We start from the raw sequence: 14,448 nt of genomic DNA on the forward strand, positions 1-14,448 counted from the left end.
AAAGGAATCTCTTAGCTGCACCCCGCTAGAAACGGGCCACAACCACGAGGTTTTTGGCATTTGACATTGTGCACGCTGTTGAGTTCTCAAGGATCGGACACACCCAGCCGCCGGCCACGAAGGCCATTGCACTGGAGTACTTCTCTTATTTCTTGTCGCTCAGCCGAAAAACAGTTTCTTGTTCTTCAGATGAACTTCATCAAGTCACTGTCACGCGGAAGATTCCGGGTTATTTTGACTTGGGATTGGTCCCGCTTGAGGCCGGAAGCACTTGGCTTTTTCCGAACCTGTGGGGTGACTTAGATGACATTACGGTGAATCCTGATACCCCGCAACTCACGGTTACATCCCGGGCGTGTCGGGGGCGGACATCCGCTCGAAACCTGCCGGAAACACCGATCAAGCCTCGGGGGCGAACGCCACGAAGAGTTCGCTCACGGAGTTGTAGTACTGATCGGTTCGGCCCTGGTGCGTCATGCCGATGCGCAGACACACCCGTTGCGACGGTCGGTTGCTGGGGGTGGTGACGGCGACGACCCGGTCGAGTCCGGTCTTCCAGCCTTCGGCCAGCACGGCGGCGGCCGCTTCGGTCGCGTAGCCCTGGTGCCACGCATTCGGGTGAAAGTGCCAGCCGATCTCGGTGTCCCCCGACGGCTCGAGCAGGGTGAGCGCACTCGACGCGGGGATCGACTTGAGCAGCAGGTTACCGAAGATCTCGCCAGTGTCGGCATCCGTCACCGCGCGGATGGCGTGAATGGGATGCTCCATTCCCTGCCAGCGCTTGATCACTGCAATCGCCTCGGCGCGGTCGGTCATGACCCGCGGGTGCAGCCCGATGTGCTGCTGCACGGACCACAGGGAGTACAGCCCGAAGACGAAGTCGGTGTCATCGAGGGTCCAGGGGCGAAGCAGCAGGCGTTCGGTTCGGAGAGTTTCCACGTCGACATCTTGCCACCCGCACCTGCCGACCCCCTGCAACCACCCCGCCGATTCGATGACGCCTCACGAACACCCAGGCCCGTGGCGGCGGCAGGGTTATTCGCGGAGTTGCGAGTTTTGGGGGTTTGCCGGGGCGCCGCATGCCTTTCGCGGTGTCCCGGCAAATCCCCAATGTCTGAGCGGGGAGCGGATGACCCTGTCGCCGACGCGCCGACCAAATGACTCTGTCGCCGACGCGCCCCAGCAATCTATTCGACGAAGATACCCGCGAGCGTCTTCTTGCCACGGCGCAGCACCGCTACTCCCCCGGGCAGCACGGATCCTTCGATGGTCAGGTCGACACTCGTGACCTTCTCGTTGTTCAGGTAGACCCCACCCTGCTGCACGGCACGTCGGGCATCACCGAGACTCTTCGACAGTTCCGTGTCGACCAGCAACTGCAGCACGGTCGCGTGCGGCGCCGTCGTGGTGTGGGGTAGTTCGCGCAACGCGGCCTCGAGGGTATCAGGGTCGAGTTCGGCGAGGTCGCCCTGCCCGAACAGGGCCTCGGCGGCGTGGATGGCAGCATCCGTTGCCGCCTGCCCGTGCACGAGGCTGGTCACTTCGAGGGCGAGCCGGCGCTGTGCTTCGCGACGGAAGGGTTCGTTCTCGACCAGCTCGGCGAATGCGTCAATCTCAGCGCGGGTAAGAAACGTGAAGACCTTGAGCCGAAAGATCACATCGGCATCGTCGGTGTTGAGCCAGAACTGGTAGAAGGCATACGGACTCGTGAGGTTCGGGTCGAGCCACACCGCGTTGCCCTCGCTCTTGCCGAACTTGGTTCCGTCGCTGTTGGTGATGAGCGGGGTGCCGATGGCATGCACCGTACCGCTCTCGGCGCGACGGATGAGATCGGTGCCGCTCGTGAGGTTGCCCCACTGGTCGCTGCCGCCGGTTTGCAGCACGCAGCCGTAGCTGCGGAACAACTCGAGGTAGTCCAGGCCCTGAAGAATCTGGTAACTGAATTCGGTGTAGCTGATGCCGGCGTCGGAATTCAGGCGGGCGCTGACGGCATCCTTTTTGAGCATGGTGCCCACGCGGTAGTACTTGCCGATTTCGCGCAGAAAGTCGATGGCGCTCAAGGGCGCCGTCCAGTCCAGGTTGTTTACGAGCGTGACGGCGTTGTCACCCTCGGAACTGAGAAAGCGCGAAACCTGGGCCTGCAGGTAGCCGACCCATTCCGCCACGGTGTCGGTGGGGGTCAGCGTGCGCTCGGCGGTTGGGCGCGGGTCGCCGATGAGTCCGGTGGAGCCGCCGACCAGGCCGAGCGGATGATGTCCAGCCAGTTGCAGGCGCCGCATCAGCAGCAGCTGCACCAGGTTGCCGAGGTGCAGGCTCGGCGCTGTCGGGTCGAATCCGCAGTAGTAGGTGATCGGGTCACCATCGAGCAGCGCTTTGAGCTCGGTCTCGTCGGTGGAGACGTGCACGAGGCCGCGCCAGTTGATCTCCTCCCAGACGGAATCGAAGGAGGGATCATTGGTCTGCTGGGCGAGGATGGCGGGGTCTGACACGGGTTCAGATTACCAGCCGGGGGCGTCTCGCCGAATTGCCGGCGGCATCCGCTCGGCCACGTCCGTGATTCAGGCTAAAGGCTCAATTTGTTTTGATTTAGGCTGTGGACTCAATTACACTGAATGCAGGACGGAGCCTCAGATCATGTTTGTCATCACCGCCGACCAGATCGACAGCCGCAATGATCGTGATCGTGCGCGCGAGATGATCGCTCACCTCGTGGCGCAGAGCCCGCGGGCGTTCAGCCTGCCGCCGGACCAGACCGCCGGCGATGAGATTCAGCTGCTGGTGTCGGCTGCCGGGCCTGCGCTGGAGGCGATTCTGGCCCTGCACCGTTCCGGCCACTGGAGCGTCGGGCTCGGCGTGGGGAGCGTGCGCACCCCCCTGCCGGCTTCGACCCGGCAAGCCACCGGCGACGCCTTCATCGCCGCACGCGACGCCGTGCTGCGGGCGAAAAAGACCGAGGCCCATTTTGCGCTCGAGCCGGGCCGAACGGATGCTGCCGCCCCCGGCATCGAGGCGCTCCTCACTATGCTCTTGCTGTTGCGTCAACGACGCACCCCCCAGGGCTGGCAGGCCGGCGACCTGTTGGAACGCGGACTGGCCCAGACTGACATCGCCGAACAGCTCGGCATCACCACCGGAGCGGTGAGCCAGCGGCTCAAGGCGGCGCAGTACCGCGTCGAGCAGGCGGCGCGGCCGGCGTTGGTTAGGCTGCTGGAGCAGCTCGATGTTGCCCCGAACGAAACGGCCGATAACGAAACGGACAGCACACTATGACCCTCACCGTTCTCACGTTCCTGTACTGGGTCGCGCTGCTGCTGGTCACGCTCGCCTCGCTCACCTTCGCAGCGATCGCCTTCAAACTGCACCGCCAGCTTTACGCGATCGCCGCCACGACAGGCCTGGCCGTTGCCCTCGTGCTCGCCGCCGTTCCGGTTGCGCCCGGTCCGAGCGCCTTCGGCATTGTGCTCGGCATGCTGGTCCTCGCTCTTGCTGTGATCGGCGGCGGCCCGGCAGCGGTGCTCGCCCTTGATCTCGCGACCAACAATTCGGTGCCACCTGGCCAGCACGGCGGAATCATGGTGCTCAACGCCGGAAAACCGGCCCCCTCCCCGGCCGGGGTCGGCCTCCCTGAAACTCACGAGGTGCTGCGCGGCGGGGTGACCATCGGTATCCTGGAACGTCTCGCCGTGGCCGGGGCCATCCTGGCCGGATTTCCCGAGGCCATCGCCGTGGTCGTCGCCATCAAGGGCGTTGGCCGGTTCACGGAGCTTGCCGCGGCCGAGTCCCGCGAACGGTTCATCATCGGCACGCTGTCGAGCCTTACCTGGGCGTGCGCCTGCGCTGCACTCGTGCCGATGGCCCTGGTCTAGGCCCGTGATTTCAGCAGGCTCGGAATAACCAAGAGTCCGACGATCGTGATCCCCGCGCCCATCAGGGTGGGGATGAGTGTCGTCGTGGCGGGTGTGGTCGTCGCGATGTCAAAGACGGCGTGAAAGACCGCGACCACGATGAATCCGGCCGCGGGCATGGTCCGGTAGGTCGGGGTTATGCCGAAAAGCGGCGGGTGCCATGCCGCCCGCGCTGCGGCGACCAGCACGGCTGCTCTCAGCGTCGAATGCCGGAATTGCAGGGTTGGTTGGGCGAAACCGCGCCAGCCGATCTCCTCACCGAAACCATAGAAGATCAGGTTGGCGGTCCAGAAAACGAGTACCGGCAAGAATGCGTACTCGACGCTCGCACCGAACCGCGAGGTGTCGGGCCATACCCCGTCGACGAGCCGGGCGACAAAGACCGCTATGGCGAACAGCACGAGCGGTCCGAGCGCGGCCAGGGCCCGCCAGCGCAGGCGACCAGGCACCGCGACCATCCGCCGCAGCAGATCGAGGATGCCCACGCGGCCGGCAATCAGAGCGGTCACGATCACCGCGGAGATGGCCGGGCCGAGTCCGCCGGCCAGGAGCAGGTACGGCGACGCCGTCCAGTCGACCCGGTCCTGCCGGCCAGCGAGCAGCGGCAGCGGCAGCCAGATCGTCCAGGAAATCGCGTACGCGAGAACCACAAACGTCATCACCGGATGACGCACGACGACAATCGTGGTCAGAGCTTACGACGGGGTCCGCTCCACGACCCGGAAGGTGACTTTCGGCACTACACGGCGCAGCCCGATGCGACTTCAATGAGGGTGGCAGAAGAGTCCGGCCGCGCCGCTCGGCGTTCGAGGGCATCCGCTGTACCGCCAGTCGGCGGTACGCCACGAGACGAAAGCTGGCACCATGCGCACGCTACAGGACACCAAACCGATCTGGCATGCTCTCATCTGGATTGCGGGGTACATCGCTATTGTCAACGTCGGCGATGCCGTCTCTGAAGCGATCGGCATCGCCAGCGCCGGCACCGCGCTGCTGCTCGTGGTCTATTCGCTCGCGCTGCTCGGGTATCTGCGGGGCGCCAATCGCATGCGCTTCTATGGACTGCGCCGGGCCGAGCCGGGAACGATGCGACTCACCGCGTTCTACCTGCCGCTGTTCGCGCTGACCCTCTTTCAATACGCCAAGGGCCTCAATTCCGACCTCGACGCTCAGACGGTTGTGATCGCCTGCATCCTCATGATCGGTGTCGGATTCGTTGAAGAGTTAATCTTCCGCGGCTTTCTGTTCCGGGCGGTTCTAGCGAAGAAGACCGTTCTCCGGGCCATCTACCTCAGTGGTGTCACGTTCGGCTTCGGCCACATCGTCAACCTGCTGCGCGGCTATACCGGCTCTGACCAGCTTATTCAGCTCGTCGCTGCCATCGTGATCGGGATCGCGCTCGGGTACGTGGTCGCCATCACTCAAAGCATCCTGCCCGGCGTGCTGTTTCACATTCTCTTCAATATCAGCGGCGCGCTCACCACCCACGATGTGGTTTGGGACACGGTTCTCGTGGGCGCGATGGCCGTCGTGCTAGTGCCGTATATCGTGTATCTGCATCGGGTGCTCACCCGATCGACCGGCCAGCCCGCTACTTGCGCCGACACAATCGCGCCCGCCGCAGCAACAAAGTAGCCTCGGGTTCAGCCTGCGCGTTTGGCCACGTGTCGCCGATACGGCGAAACGGATGCCTCCCCCGGCACCCAGAACCGCCACGGGTAGTCGACTCCCCCGCCGAGACCGCTCACCCCGGTGCGCGGTCCGGTCGCCCAGGCGGCAAGGCGCGCCGGAAGCTCCAGGTCGAACGGGGCACGATTCAGATCGGCGCCGTCATCGCCGAGCTCGATACCGAGGGCTTTGGTCAGCCGCGCGGGGCCGCGCGCGAGGTCGGCATCCGTTTTCGACGTCAAGCGGCGGCTTCGCGCCTCATCGAGTCCCGCGACGATTTCACCGCCCCGCAACAGCACCGCCGAGGCCGTGCCTTCCGGTGAGCAGACGATGTTGGCGCAGACGTGCATGCCGTAGCTGAAATAGGCGTACAGGTGCCCGGGAGGCCCGTACATGGTCACGGTGCGCGGCGTGCGCCCACGGAAGGCGTGGGAGCCCGGGTCGGTTTCACCGAGGTAGGCCTCAACCTCGGTGATGCGCACCGAGATGACCCCGCGGGTGAGCACCGCGCCGAGCAGCAGTGGGGCGACCTCGCGTGCGGGTCGCTCCAGCACGCCCGGCGCGAACGGCACTACCGGCTGAGCGCGGCCGTCAGGTCGCGCACGCGAGCCACGAGGTGCGCGCGCTGCTCGGCGACCCGCACCGGGGCGGTGCCGCCACTGCCGTCGCGGCTGTCGACCGATCCGCGAATGGTGAGCACCTCGCGCACCTCGGGAATGAGGTGCGGCGACAGGGCCCGGAGGTCGTCGTCGCTGACCTCGTGCAGGTCGAGATTGTTCGTCTCGGCGAACTTCACCAGGGACCCGGTGATTTCGTGGGCATCACGGAACGAGACGTGGCGTTTGACGAGCCACTCCGCGACATCGGTGGCGAGGGAGAATCCCTGCGGCGCGAGTTCCGCCATGCGCTCGGTGTGAAACGTGAGGGTGGCGACCATTCCGGTGAAGGCGGGCAGCAGCACTTCGAGGGTGTTGATCGAGTCGAGGACCGGCTCTTTGTCTTCCTGCAGGTCGCGGTTGTAGGCCAGCGGTAGGCCCTTGAGCGTGGTGAGCAGCCCGGTGAGGTTGCCGATCAGGCGGCCTGATTTGCCGCGCGCGAGCTCGGCGATGTCGGGGTTCTTCTTCTGCGGCATGATCGAGGAACCGGTGGAATAGGCGTCATCGAGGGTGACGAAACCGAATTCCCTGGTGTTCCAGAGAATGATCTCCTCGGCCAGCCGGGACATATCGATGCCGATTTGCGCGGTGATATAGGCGAATTCGGCCACCAGGTCGCGGCTCGCAGTGCCGTCGATGGAGTTCTCGACCACGGCGGCGAAGCCCAGGTCGGTGGCCACCAGGCGCGCGTCGAGGCCGAGGGTGTTGCCGGCGAGGGCGCCGGATCCATAGGGGGAGGCATCCGCTCGTCGGCCCCAGTCCGCGAAGCGGTCGAGGTCGCGCACGAGCGGCCAGCAGTGCGCGAGCAGGTGGTGGGCGAGCAGCACCGGCTGGGCGTGCTGCAGGTGGGTGCGGCCGGGCATGATGGCGTCTTCGTGCGCTTCGGCCTGCGCGGCGAGGGCATCGATCAGTTCGATGACGAGCGACGCGAGAATAGCGGCGTGGTCGCGCAGCCACATGCGCACGAGCGTTGCGACCTGGTCGTTCCGGCTGCGGCCGGCGCGGAGTTTGCCGCCCACCTCGACGCCGATCATGTCGATGAGGCCACGCTCGAGGGCGGAGTGCACGTCTTCGTCGGCGTCGGCCGGCAGAAATTCGCCGGCGACGACGGCGCGCTCGAGTTCTTCGAGCGCGCCGACCATCTGGGTCAGTTCGGTGTCGGTGAGATATCCGGCGGCGGCGAGGGCCCTGGCATGCGCGCGGCTGCCCTGCAGGTCGTATTCGGCCAGCATCCAGTCGAACTGGGTCGACTTGCTCAGCCGCGCCAGTTCCGGCGACGGTCCCCCGGCAAAACGGCCGCCCCAGAGAGCGCCCGCTTTACCGGCACGGTTCGCGTTCTTCTCACCCGACACGGATGCCCTACTTCGCGGCGGCGTCGCGTCGTGCGGCCACCTTGCTCGGCAGCGACCACAGTTCGATGAAGCCCTTGGCCATGGTCTGGTCGAAGGAGTCACCGGTGTCGTAGGTGGCGAGGTTGAAGTCGTACAGGCTGGTCGTGCTGGAGCGGCCGGTGACAACGGCACTGCCGGCGTGCATCTTCAAGCGGATGTCGCCGGTCACGTACTTCTGCGTGTCCTCGATGAACACGTCGAGGCTCTTCTTCAAGCCGGAGAACCACAGGCCGTCGTAGACCAGTTCGGCCCACTTGCTCTCGACGCCGCGCTTGTAGCGGGCGACGTCGCGTTCCAGGGTCATGTTCTCGAGTTCTTCGTGCGCGGCGATCAATGCGATGCCGGCCGGAGCCTCGTAGATCTCGCGGCTCTTGATGCCGACCAGACGGTCCTCGACGATGTCGACGCGGCCGACACCCTGATCGCCAGCAAGACGGTTCATCAGCTGGATCATCTGCAGCGGGGAAACCTTCTTGCCGTCGATCGCGACGGGCACGCCCTGCTCGAACGAGATGACAACCTCGGTCGGGGCGCGGGTGACCGACGGGTCCTGGGTGTAGGTGTAGAGGTCTTCGATCGGCGCGTTCCACGGGTCTTCGAGGAATCCGGTCTCGACGGCACGACCCCAGACATTCTGGTCGATGGAGTACGGGCTCTTCTTCGACTGGGCGATGGGCAGGTCGTGCTTGGCGGCGTACTCGATCGCCTTGTCACGGGTGAGTTCGAAGTCTCGCACCGGGGCGAGTGAGGTCAGCTCGGGGGCAAGGGCCGCGACGGCCGCTTCGAACCGAACCTGGTCGTTGCCCTTGCCTGTGCAGCCGTGGGCGACGCTGTCGGCGCCGAGTTCCTTGGCGGTCGAGGCGAGGTATTTGGCGATCAGCGGACGGCTGATGGCCGAGACGAGCGGGTAGCGCTTCTGGTACAGGGCATTCGCCTTGAGCGTCGGCACGATGTAGTCATTGGCGAACTCGTCCTTGGCGTCGATGACGATGGATTCGACGGCGCCGCAGTCGAGGGCACGCTGACGGATCACGTCCATGTCTTCGCCCTCCTGTCCGACGTCGACGGCGAGGGCTACGACCTCTTTGCCGGTGGCATCCTTGAGCCAGCCGATGCCGACCGAGGTATCCAGTCCACCCGAGTATGCGAGTACAACGCGTTCCGCCATGGTTCTCCCTAAATCTTGATCTGTCTAAAGTTTACGTGTTGCGCCGCTGCTCCCCGGTCGCCCGCCGGTTCTCTCACCCTTTCCGGGCCCAGGCCCGGAAAGCGGGCCCATGATCTATCGTGGGCCCAGTTTCCGGGCCCGGGCCCGGTCAGAAATATGAGAACGGATGGCCGCGCGGGGCGGTCAGGCCGCGTTCTGTGCGAGCAGCCAGACCAGCAGTGCCTTCTGGGCGTGCAGGCGGTTCTCTGCCTCGTCCCAGATGATGCTCTGCGGGCCGTCGATGACGTCGGCGGTCACCTCGTAGCCGCGGTCGGCGGGCAGGCAGTGCATGAAGTGCGCGCCCGGCTTGGCCAGCCCCATCAGCTCAGCGTCAACCCGGTACTGGCCGAGGTCGCCGAGCCGGGTGGCCTTCTCCTCTTCCTTGCCCATCGACACCCACGTGTCGGTGATGACCACGTCAACGCCGGTGACGGCCTCGCGGGGGTCGGTGAACAGCGCGACGGAGCCGCCGGTGCGCGCGGCGATAGCCGTCGCATCCGCTACCACCTGGTCGGTCGGCGTGTAACCGGCCGGGGACGCGATGCGCACGTGCATGCCGGCGGTGGCACCGGCGAGCAGGTAGGACTGACCCATGTTGCAGGCCCCGTCGCCGAGGAAGGCGAGGGTTTGGCCGGCAAGGTCGCCGCGGTGTTCGCGGATGGTGAGCAGGTCGGCGAGCAGCTGGCAGGGATGAAAGTCGTCGCTGAGTGCGTTGACGACGGGAACGGTCGTGCCCAGCGCCATTTCTTCGAGTCCGGCCTGGCCGTAGGTGCGCCAGACGATCGCGGCGACCTGGCGTTCGAGCACACGCGCGGTGTCGGAGGCGGTTTCCTTGCCGCCGAGCTGGCTGTTCGCGGTGCTGATGATGAGCGGGCTGCCGCCGAGGTCGGCGATGCCGACCGCGAAGGACACGCGGGTGCGGGTCGAGGACTTGTCGAAAATAACCGCGACGGTCTGCGGGCCTGTGAGCGGACGCACCGCGAATCGGTCTCGCTTCAGCTCCAGGGCCAGATCGAGAATCTCGGCCTGTTCGGCCGGGGAGATGTCGTCGTCGCGCAGGAAATGGCGGGTCACGGTGTCACTTTCGGTTATCGATTTGTCAGCAGGCAAGCGGATGCCGCTCCCCCGGTTTAAGCGTGCAGCGCCGGTGGGGAACCCGCGCAAAGTGGGATTCGTCCAGCCTAGAGGCTGCCGAGGGCGCGCCCGAACCGCTCCGTAAAGTCGGCGAGTTCGGCATCTCCGACGATCAGCGGCGGCGCGATGCGAATGCTGGTCTCGTTCGCGGCGTTCACGATGAGGCCGTTGGCGAGGGCCGCAGCGCCGAGTTTCAGCGCGACCGGTTCGGTCAGGCCGACACCGAGCAACAAGCCGCGCCCGCGCACCTCGTCGATCAGCGGCGAGTTGAAAGCGAGAATGATCTCCCGCAGCTGCTGGCCGCGGCGGGCGGCGTTGGCGGCAAGGTCGTCACGTTCGATCACGCCGAGGACGGCGTTCGCCGTCGCGGTCACGAGCGGGTTGCCGGCGAAGGTCGAGCCGTGCTGGCCGCGGCGGAACAGCTCAGAAGCCCAGCCGAAGGTGACGAGCGCACCGATGGGAACGCCGCCACCCATCCCCTTGGCGATGGTGACGGCATCCGGAAGAATGTCGGCGTGGTTGTAAGCGAACCAGGCGCCGGTGCGGGCGACGCCGGTCTGAATCTCATCGATGATCAGCAGTACGCCGTGCTCGGTGCACAGTTCGCGGGCACGCTTGAGAAAACCGGCTGGCAGGTCGATGACGCCAGCCTCGCCCTTGACCGGTTCGAGGACCAGGGCGGCCACGGTGTTGTCGATGGTCGCCTCGAGGGCTTTGATGGTGCTGTCGATGTGTTCGACCCCGCCAGGCACCGGTTCGAACGCCTCACGCATGTGCGGTTTGCCGGAGAGGGCGAGTGCGCCCATCGTGCGGCCATGAAAGGAATCGTGCAGCGAGATGATGCGGCTGCGGTGGCCCTTGTTGTTGAGCCTGGCCAGCTTGAACGCGGCCTCGTTCGCCTCGGCGCCCGAGTTGCAGAAATACACGCGGCCTTCGTCGCCGGCGCCGGTGATGCGTTTGAGCCGTTCAGCCAGTTCGATTTGCGGCGGGGTGGCGAAATAGTTGGACACGTGGCTGAGCGTGCCGATCTGCTGCGTGACCGCCGCGACGACCTCTGGATGGGCGTGTCCGAGTGAGTTCACGGCGATGCCGGCCAGAAAGTCGAGGTACTGCGTGCCCTGGTCATCCCACACGTAGCACCCCTCGCCGCGCACGAGCATGGCCAGCGGCGGGCTGAACGTGCGCATCATCGAATCGGCGAACCGGTTCTGCCAGGAAACGTCAGTCATGCGGGTACTACCTCCGTGCCAATGCCGCTTCCAGTGAAAATTTCGAGCAGGATCGAGTGCGGCACTCGCCCGTCGATGATCGCGGCCTTGGCTACGCCGCCGTCGACAGCGTCGAGGCAGGCCGTCATCTTGGGAATCATGCCCGATTCCAGCTCGGGCAGCAGGGCGCGCAACTCGAGCACGTCGATGATCGAGACGAGCGAATCCCGGTTCGGCCAGTCGCGATACAGACCGGCAACGTCGGTGAGAATCACGAGTTTGGCCGCGCCGAGCGCGATTGCGAGTGCGGCAGCAGCAGCGTCAGCGTTGACGTTGAGGGATTGGCCGGGGACATCCGTATCGGGGGCGATCGACGAGACCACCGGGATGCGGCCGGCTGCGAGCTGCGCGAGCACCGCTTCGGGGTCGACGCCGATGACGTCGCCGACCAGGCCCAGGTCGACTTCTTCGCCGTCGATGACCACCCCACGGCGGCGCCCACGGAAAAGTCCGGCGTCCTCACCGCTGAGTCCGGCGGCGAGCGGTCCGTGCTGGTTGATGTGGCTGACCAGGTCGCGGTTGATCTGACCGGTCAGCACCATGCGCACCACGTCCATCGCTTCCGGCGTGGTCACCCGGTAGCCGCCACGAAACTCGCTCTCGATGCCGAGGCGTTTCAGCATGGCCGAGATCTGCGGGCCACCGCCGTGCACGACGACCGGGCGGATGCCGGCATAGCGCAGGTAGACCATGTCTTCGGCGAAGGCACGCTGCAGCTCTTCGCTGACCATGGCGTTGCCGCCGAACTTCACGACGATTATCTGGTCGTGAAAGCGTTTGAGCCACGGCAACGCTTCGATCAGTGTCGCCGCTTTAACGGATGCTTCGGCCTGGCTGGTCTCGTCGATGGTGGACGAGTCGGCGTGGGTTCGCGGTGTTTCGGTCATGATCAGCTCGAGTACGCGCTGTTCTCTTCGACGTAGTCGTGAGTGAGGTCGTTGGTCCACAGGGTGGCGGTTTCGCTGCCGGCATGCAGGTCGATGAGCACAGTCACGCCGCGGCCCGTGAGGTCGACGAGGTCGCGCGGCTGGTCCGGCTCACCCGCGGTGCACACCTGCACACCGTTGATGGCGACATCGATGCCGTAGGGGTCGAAGGCAGCGTCCTTCACCGGTACGGTTCCGGCGGCGGCGAGCACACGGCCCCAGTTCGGGTCGTTGCCGAAGATGGCGGACTTGAACAGGTTGCTGCGCGAGACCGCGCGGGCCACGGCGACGGCTTCATCGTCGGAGACCGCGTTGGTGACGGTGATCGCCACGTCGTGCGCGGCGCCCTCGGCGTCGCCCTGCAGTTGCAGCGTGAGGTCGCGGCAGATGTCGATGAGTGCCGCCGTGAACTCGGTCAGGTCGGCGGTCACACCGCTCGCGCCGGAGCAGAGCAGGCTCACGGTGTCGTTGGTCGACATGCAGCCGTCGGAGTCGAGGCGGTCGAAGGTTACCCGGGTGGCCGCGTGCAGGGCCGTGTCGAGCTCGGCCGACTCGAGCACGGCGTCGGTGGTGATGACGACGAGCATGGTGGCGAGCCCGGGCGCGAGCATGCCGGCGCCCTTGGCCATGGCGCCGATGCTCCAGCCGGCCGCCGACTCGTGCGCGGCCTGTTTCGGGCGGGTGTCGGTGGTCATGATGGCCTGCGCGGCCAGGAGGCCGGCTTCGGGCGTGGTGGCAGCATCCGTTTTAATGGCCGTGGTGGCGTCCAGGACGCCGGCGGTGACGAGGTCGAGGTTGAGCTGTTCCCCGATCAGGCCGGTGGAGCAGACCAGAACGTCGCCCGAGGAGATATCGAGGCGGGCCGCGACGGCTTCGGCGGTGGCATGCGTGGTCTGAAAGCCGATGCTGCCGGTGTAGCAGTTGGCGCCGCCGGAGTTGAGCACAATGGCGCTGACCCGGCCGTCGCTCATGACTTGGGTACTCCAGATGACCGGGTTTGCCTGGCAGCGGTTGCTGGTGAACACGGTGGCGGCGTTTTGCAGCGGGCCGAGGTTCTGCACGAGGGCGAGGTCGAGCCCGCCGGACTTCTTCAAGCCGGCGGTGACCCCGGCAGCAGCAAAACCGGCAGGAAGGGTGACACTCACGGAGCAACTCCATTCATGGTCAGACCGAGCGTTTCGGTCAGGCCGAGGGCGATATTGGTGGATTGGATGGCAGCGCCGGCGGTGCCCTTGACGAGATTATCGATGGCCGTGATCGTGACGACGCGGCCGGCCGCTTCATCGACGGCCAGTCCGATCAACGCGGTATTGGCACCGAGCACGTCGGCGGTGCGCGGAAAGTGCCCCTCGGGCAGCAGGTGCACGAAGGGCTCGTCGGCGTAGGCACTCTCCCACGCTTCTCGCACGGCGGCGGCGCTCGTTCCCGGCACGAGCCGGGCGGTGGCCGTGGCGAGGATGCCCCGCGACATCGGCACGATCACCGGGGTGAACGAAATGGTGGCGTCGGTGGTGCTGCCGGCCCAGCGCAGCGACTGCACAATTTCGGGGATGTGCCGGTGGGTGCCGCCGACAGCGTAGGGGTTGGCGGAGCCGAGGATCTCGGCGGCGAGGTTGGGCAGTTTGAGGCTCTTGCCGGCGCCGCTCGGGCCGACGGCGAGCACGGCCACGAGGTCCTGCGCGTCGATCACGCCGGCGTGGATGCCGGGGGCCAGGGCGAGCGCGACGGTGCTGGCGTTGCAGCCGGGAGCGGCGATGCGCCGAGCGCCGACGAGACGTTTGCGCTGCTTGCCGTGCTGGGTGGGCAGTTCGGGCACCCCGTAGGTCCAGGCACCAAAGTAGTCGCCGCCGTAGAACGCGGCCCAATCGTCGGAATTCTCGAGGCGGTGGTCGGCGCCGCAGTCCACCACGAGGGTCTCGGCGGGCAGATGCGTGGTGAGCTCGCCGGATTTGCCGTGCGGCAGGGCCACGAAGACCACGTCATGGCCGCTGAGATTCTCCGGTGTCGTGTCGACCAGGGTCAGGTGAGCGAGGGAACGCAGCGATGGTTGCACATCGATCAGACGCTGCCCGGCGTTGCTGTGTGCGGTGACCGTGCGCACCTCGAATTCGGGGTGACCGGCGAGCAGCCGCAGCAGTTCGCCGCCCGCATACCCGCTCGCGCCCGCCACTGCTACCGAAAACACCATGGGTTAAACCTTAGCGCGGCCCCGGCGGCCGCGTTTCCGCGCCGGGGGGCGGCACCATGCGGATGCCGCGGCCGGCCCCACAGGGTCGGGCCGCGGCATCCGGTT

General features: G+C 66.2%; 14 protein-coding genes. 3 read left to right on the forward strand and 11 right to left on the reverse strand.

Annotated elements, in window-relative coordinates; all coding sequences use genetic code 11:
• Positions 1–399: 399 nt before the first annotated feature.
• Positions 400–939, reverse strand: a complete 540-nt coding sequence (locus E3O25_RS06840) for a GNAT family N-acetyltransferase (RefSeq protein WP_134360799.1) — start codon at positions 937–939, stop codon at positions 400–402.
• 248 nt (positions 940–1,187) lie between these two features.
• Positions 1,188–2,489, reverse strand: coding sequence for a tyrosine--tRNA ligase (tyrS, locus tag E3O25_RS06845; RefSeq protein WP_092111668.1), 1,302 nt, complete (start codon positions 2,487–2,489; stop codon positions 1,188–1,190).
• A gap of 145 nt (positions 2,490–2,634) precedes the next feature.
• On the opposite strand from tyrS, the gene E3O25_RS06850 reads away from it, so the two are divergent.
• Both E3O25_RS06850 and E3O25_RS06855 read left to right on the forward strand, forming a co-directional pair.
• Positions 2,635–3,270: a hypothetical protein gene (locus E3O25_RS06850; protein ID WP_092111670.1), complete on the forward strand. Its 636-nt coding sequence runs from the start codon at positions 2,635–2,637 to the stop codon at positions 3,268–3,270.
• Positions 3,267–3,866, forward strand: a complete 600-nt coding sequence (locus E3O25_RS06855; protein WP_134360800.1) for a hypothetical protein — start codon at positions 3,267–3,269, stop codon at positions 3,864–3,866. The genes E3O25_RS06850 and E3O25_RS06855 overlap by 4 nt, the downstream gene beginning before the upstream one ends.
• Here the strand turns inward: E3O25_RS06855 and E3O25_RS06860 are convergent.
• Complete coding sequence (locus E3O25_RS06860) at positions 3,863–4,564, reverse strand: type II CAAX prenyl endopeptidase Rce1 family protein (protein ID WP_134360801.1); 702 nt, start codon at positions 4,562–4,564, stop codon at positions 3,863–3,865. The two genes, E3O25_RS06855 and E3O25_RS06860, sit on opposite strands and share 4 nt — an antisense overlap.
• 205 nt (positions 4,565–4,769) lie before the next feature.
• Between E3O25_RS06860 and E3O25_RS06865 the strand changes: the two genes are divergently transcribed.
• Positions 4,770–5,540 (forward strand): CPBP family intramembrane glutamic endopeptidase, encoded by a 771-nt coding sequence (locus tag E3O25_RS06865; protein WP_134360802.1) that lies wholly within the window; start codon positions 4,770–4,772, stop codon positions 5,538–5,540.
• A gap of 8 nt (positions 5,541–5,548) precedes the next feature.
• Here E3O25_RS06865 and E3O25_RS06870 read toward each other — a convergent pair whose 3' ends face one another.
• The 8 genes from E3O25_RS06870 to argC all read right to left on the reverse strand — a co-directional run bounded on the left by E3O25_RS06870 (position 5,549) and on the right by argC (position 14,343).
• Complete coding sequence (locus E3O25_RS06870) at positions 5,549–6,127, reverse strand: DNA-3-methyladenine glycosylase (RefSeq protein ID WP_241988525.1); 579 nt, start codon at positions 6,125–6,127, stop codon at positions 5,549–5,551.
• A gap of 17 nt (positions 6,128–6,144) precedes the next feature.
• Complete coding sequence (gene argH / locus E3O25_RS06875) at positions 6,145–7,581, reverse strand: argininosuccinate lyase (protein WP_134360804.1); 1,437 nt, start codon at positions 7,579–7,581, stop codon at positions 6,145–6,147.
• 7 nt (positions 7,582–7,588) lie between these two features.
• Positions 7,589–8,788, reverse strand: a complete 1,200-nt coding sequence (locus tag E3O25_RS06880; protein ID WP_092111682.1) for an argininosuccinate synthase — start codon at positions 8,786–8,788, stop codon at positions 7,589–7,591.
• Positions 8,789–8,971: 183 nt separating this feature from the next.
• Positions 8,972–9,901: an ornithine carbamoyltransferase gene (gene argF, locus E3O25_RS06885; RefSeq protein ID WP_092111684.1), complete on the reverse strand. Its 930-nt coding sequence runs from the start codon at positions 9,899–9,901 to the stop codon at positions 8,972–8,974.
• A gap of 107 nt (positions 9,902–10,008) precedes the next feature.
• The gene (locus E3O25_RS06890) at positions 10,009–11,190 is read right to left on the reverse strand and encodes an acetylornithine transaminase (protein ID WP_092111686.1); all 1,182 of its coding nucleotides are present in this window, start codon (positions 11,188–11,190) and stop codon (positions 10,009–10,011) included.
• Positions 11,187–12,116: an acetylglutamate kinase gene (argB, locus tag E3O25_RS06895; RefSeq protein WP_134360805.1), complete on the reverse strand. Its 930-nt coding sequence runs from the start codon at positions 12,114–12,116 to the stop codon at positions 11,187–11,189. Before argB ends, E3O25_RS06890 begins: the two co-directional genes overlap by 4 nt.
• A gap of 2 nt (positions 12,117–12,118) precedes the next feature.
• On the reverse strand, positions 12,119–13,300 hold the full coding sequence (gene argJ / locus E3O25_RS06900) for a bifunctional glutamate N-acetyltransferase/amino-acid acetyltransferase ArgJ (RefSeq protein WP_092111690.1): 1,182 nt from the start codon (positions 13,298–13,300) through the stop codon (positions 12,119–12,121).
• Positions 13,297–14,343, reverse strand: a complete 1,047-nt coding sequence (gene argC, locus E3O25_RS06905) for an N-acetyl-gamma-glutamyl-phosphate reductase (protein ID WP_134360806.1) — start codon at positions 14,341–14,343, stop codon at positions 13,297–13,299. Before argC ends, argJ begins: the two co-directional genes overlap by 4 nt.
• Between the last annotated feature and the right edge of the window lie 105 nt (positions 14,344–14,448).

Source organism: Cryobacterium sp. TMT1-3 (assembly GCF_004402315.1).
Classification (GTDB): domain Bacteria; phylum Actinomycetota; class Actinomycetes; order Actinomycetales; family Microbacteriaceae; genus Cryobacterium; species Cryobacterium luteum.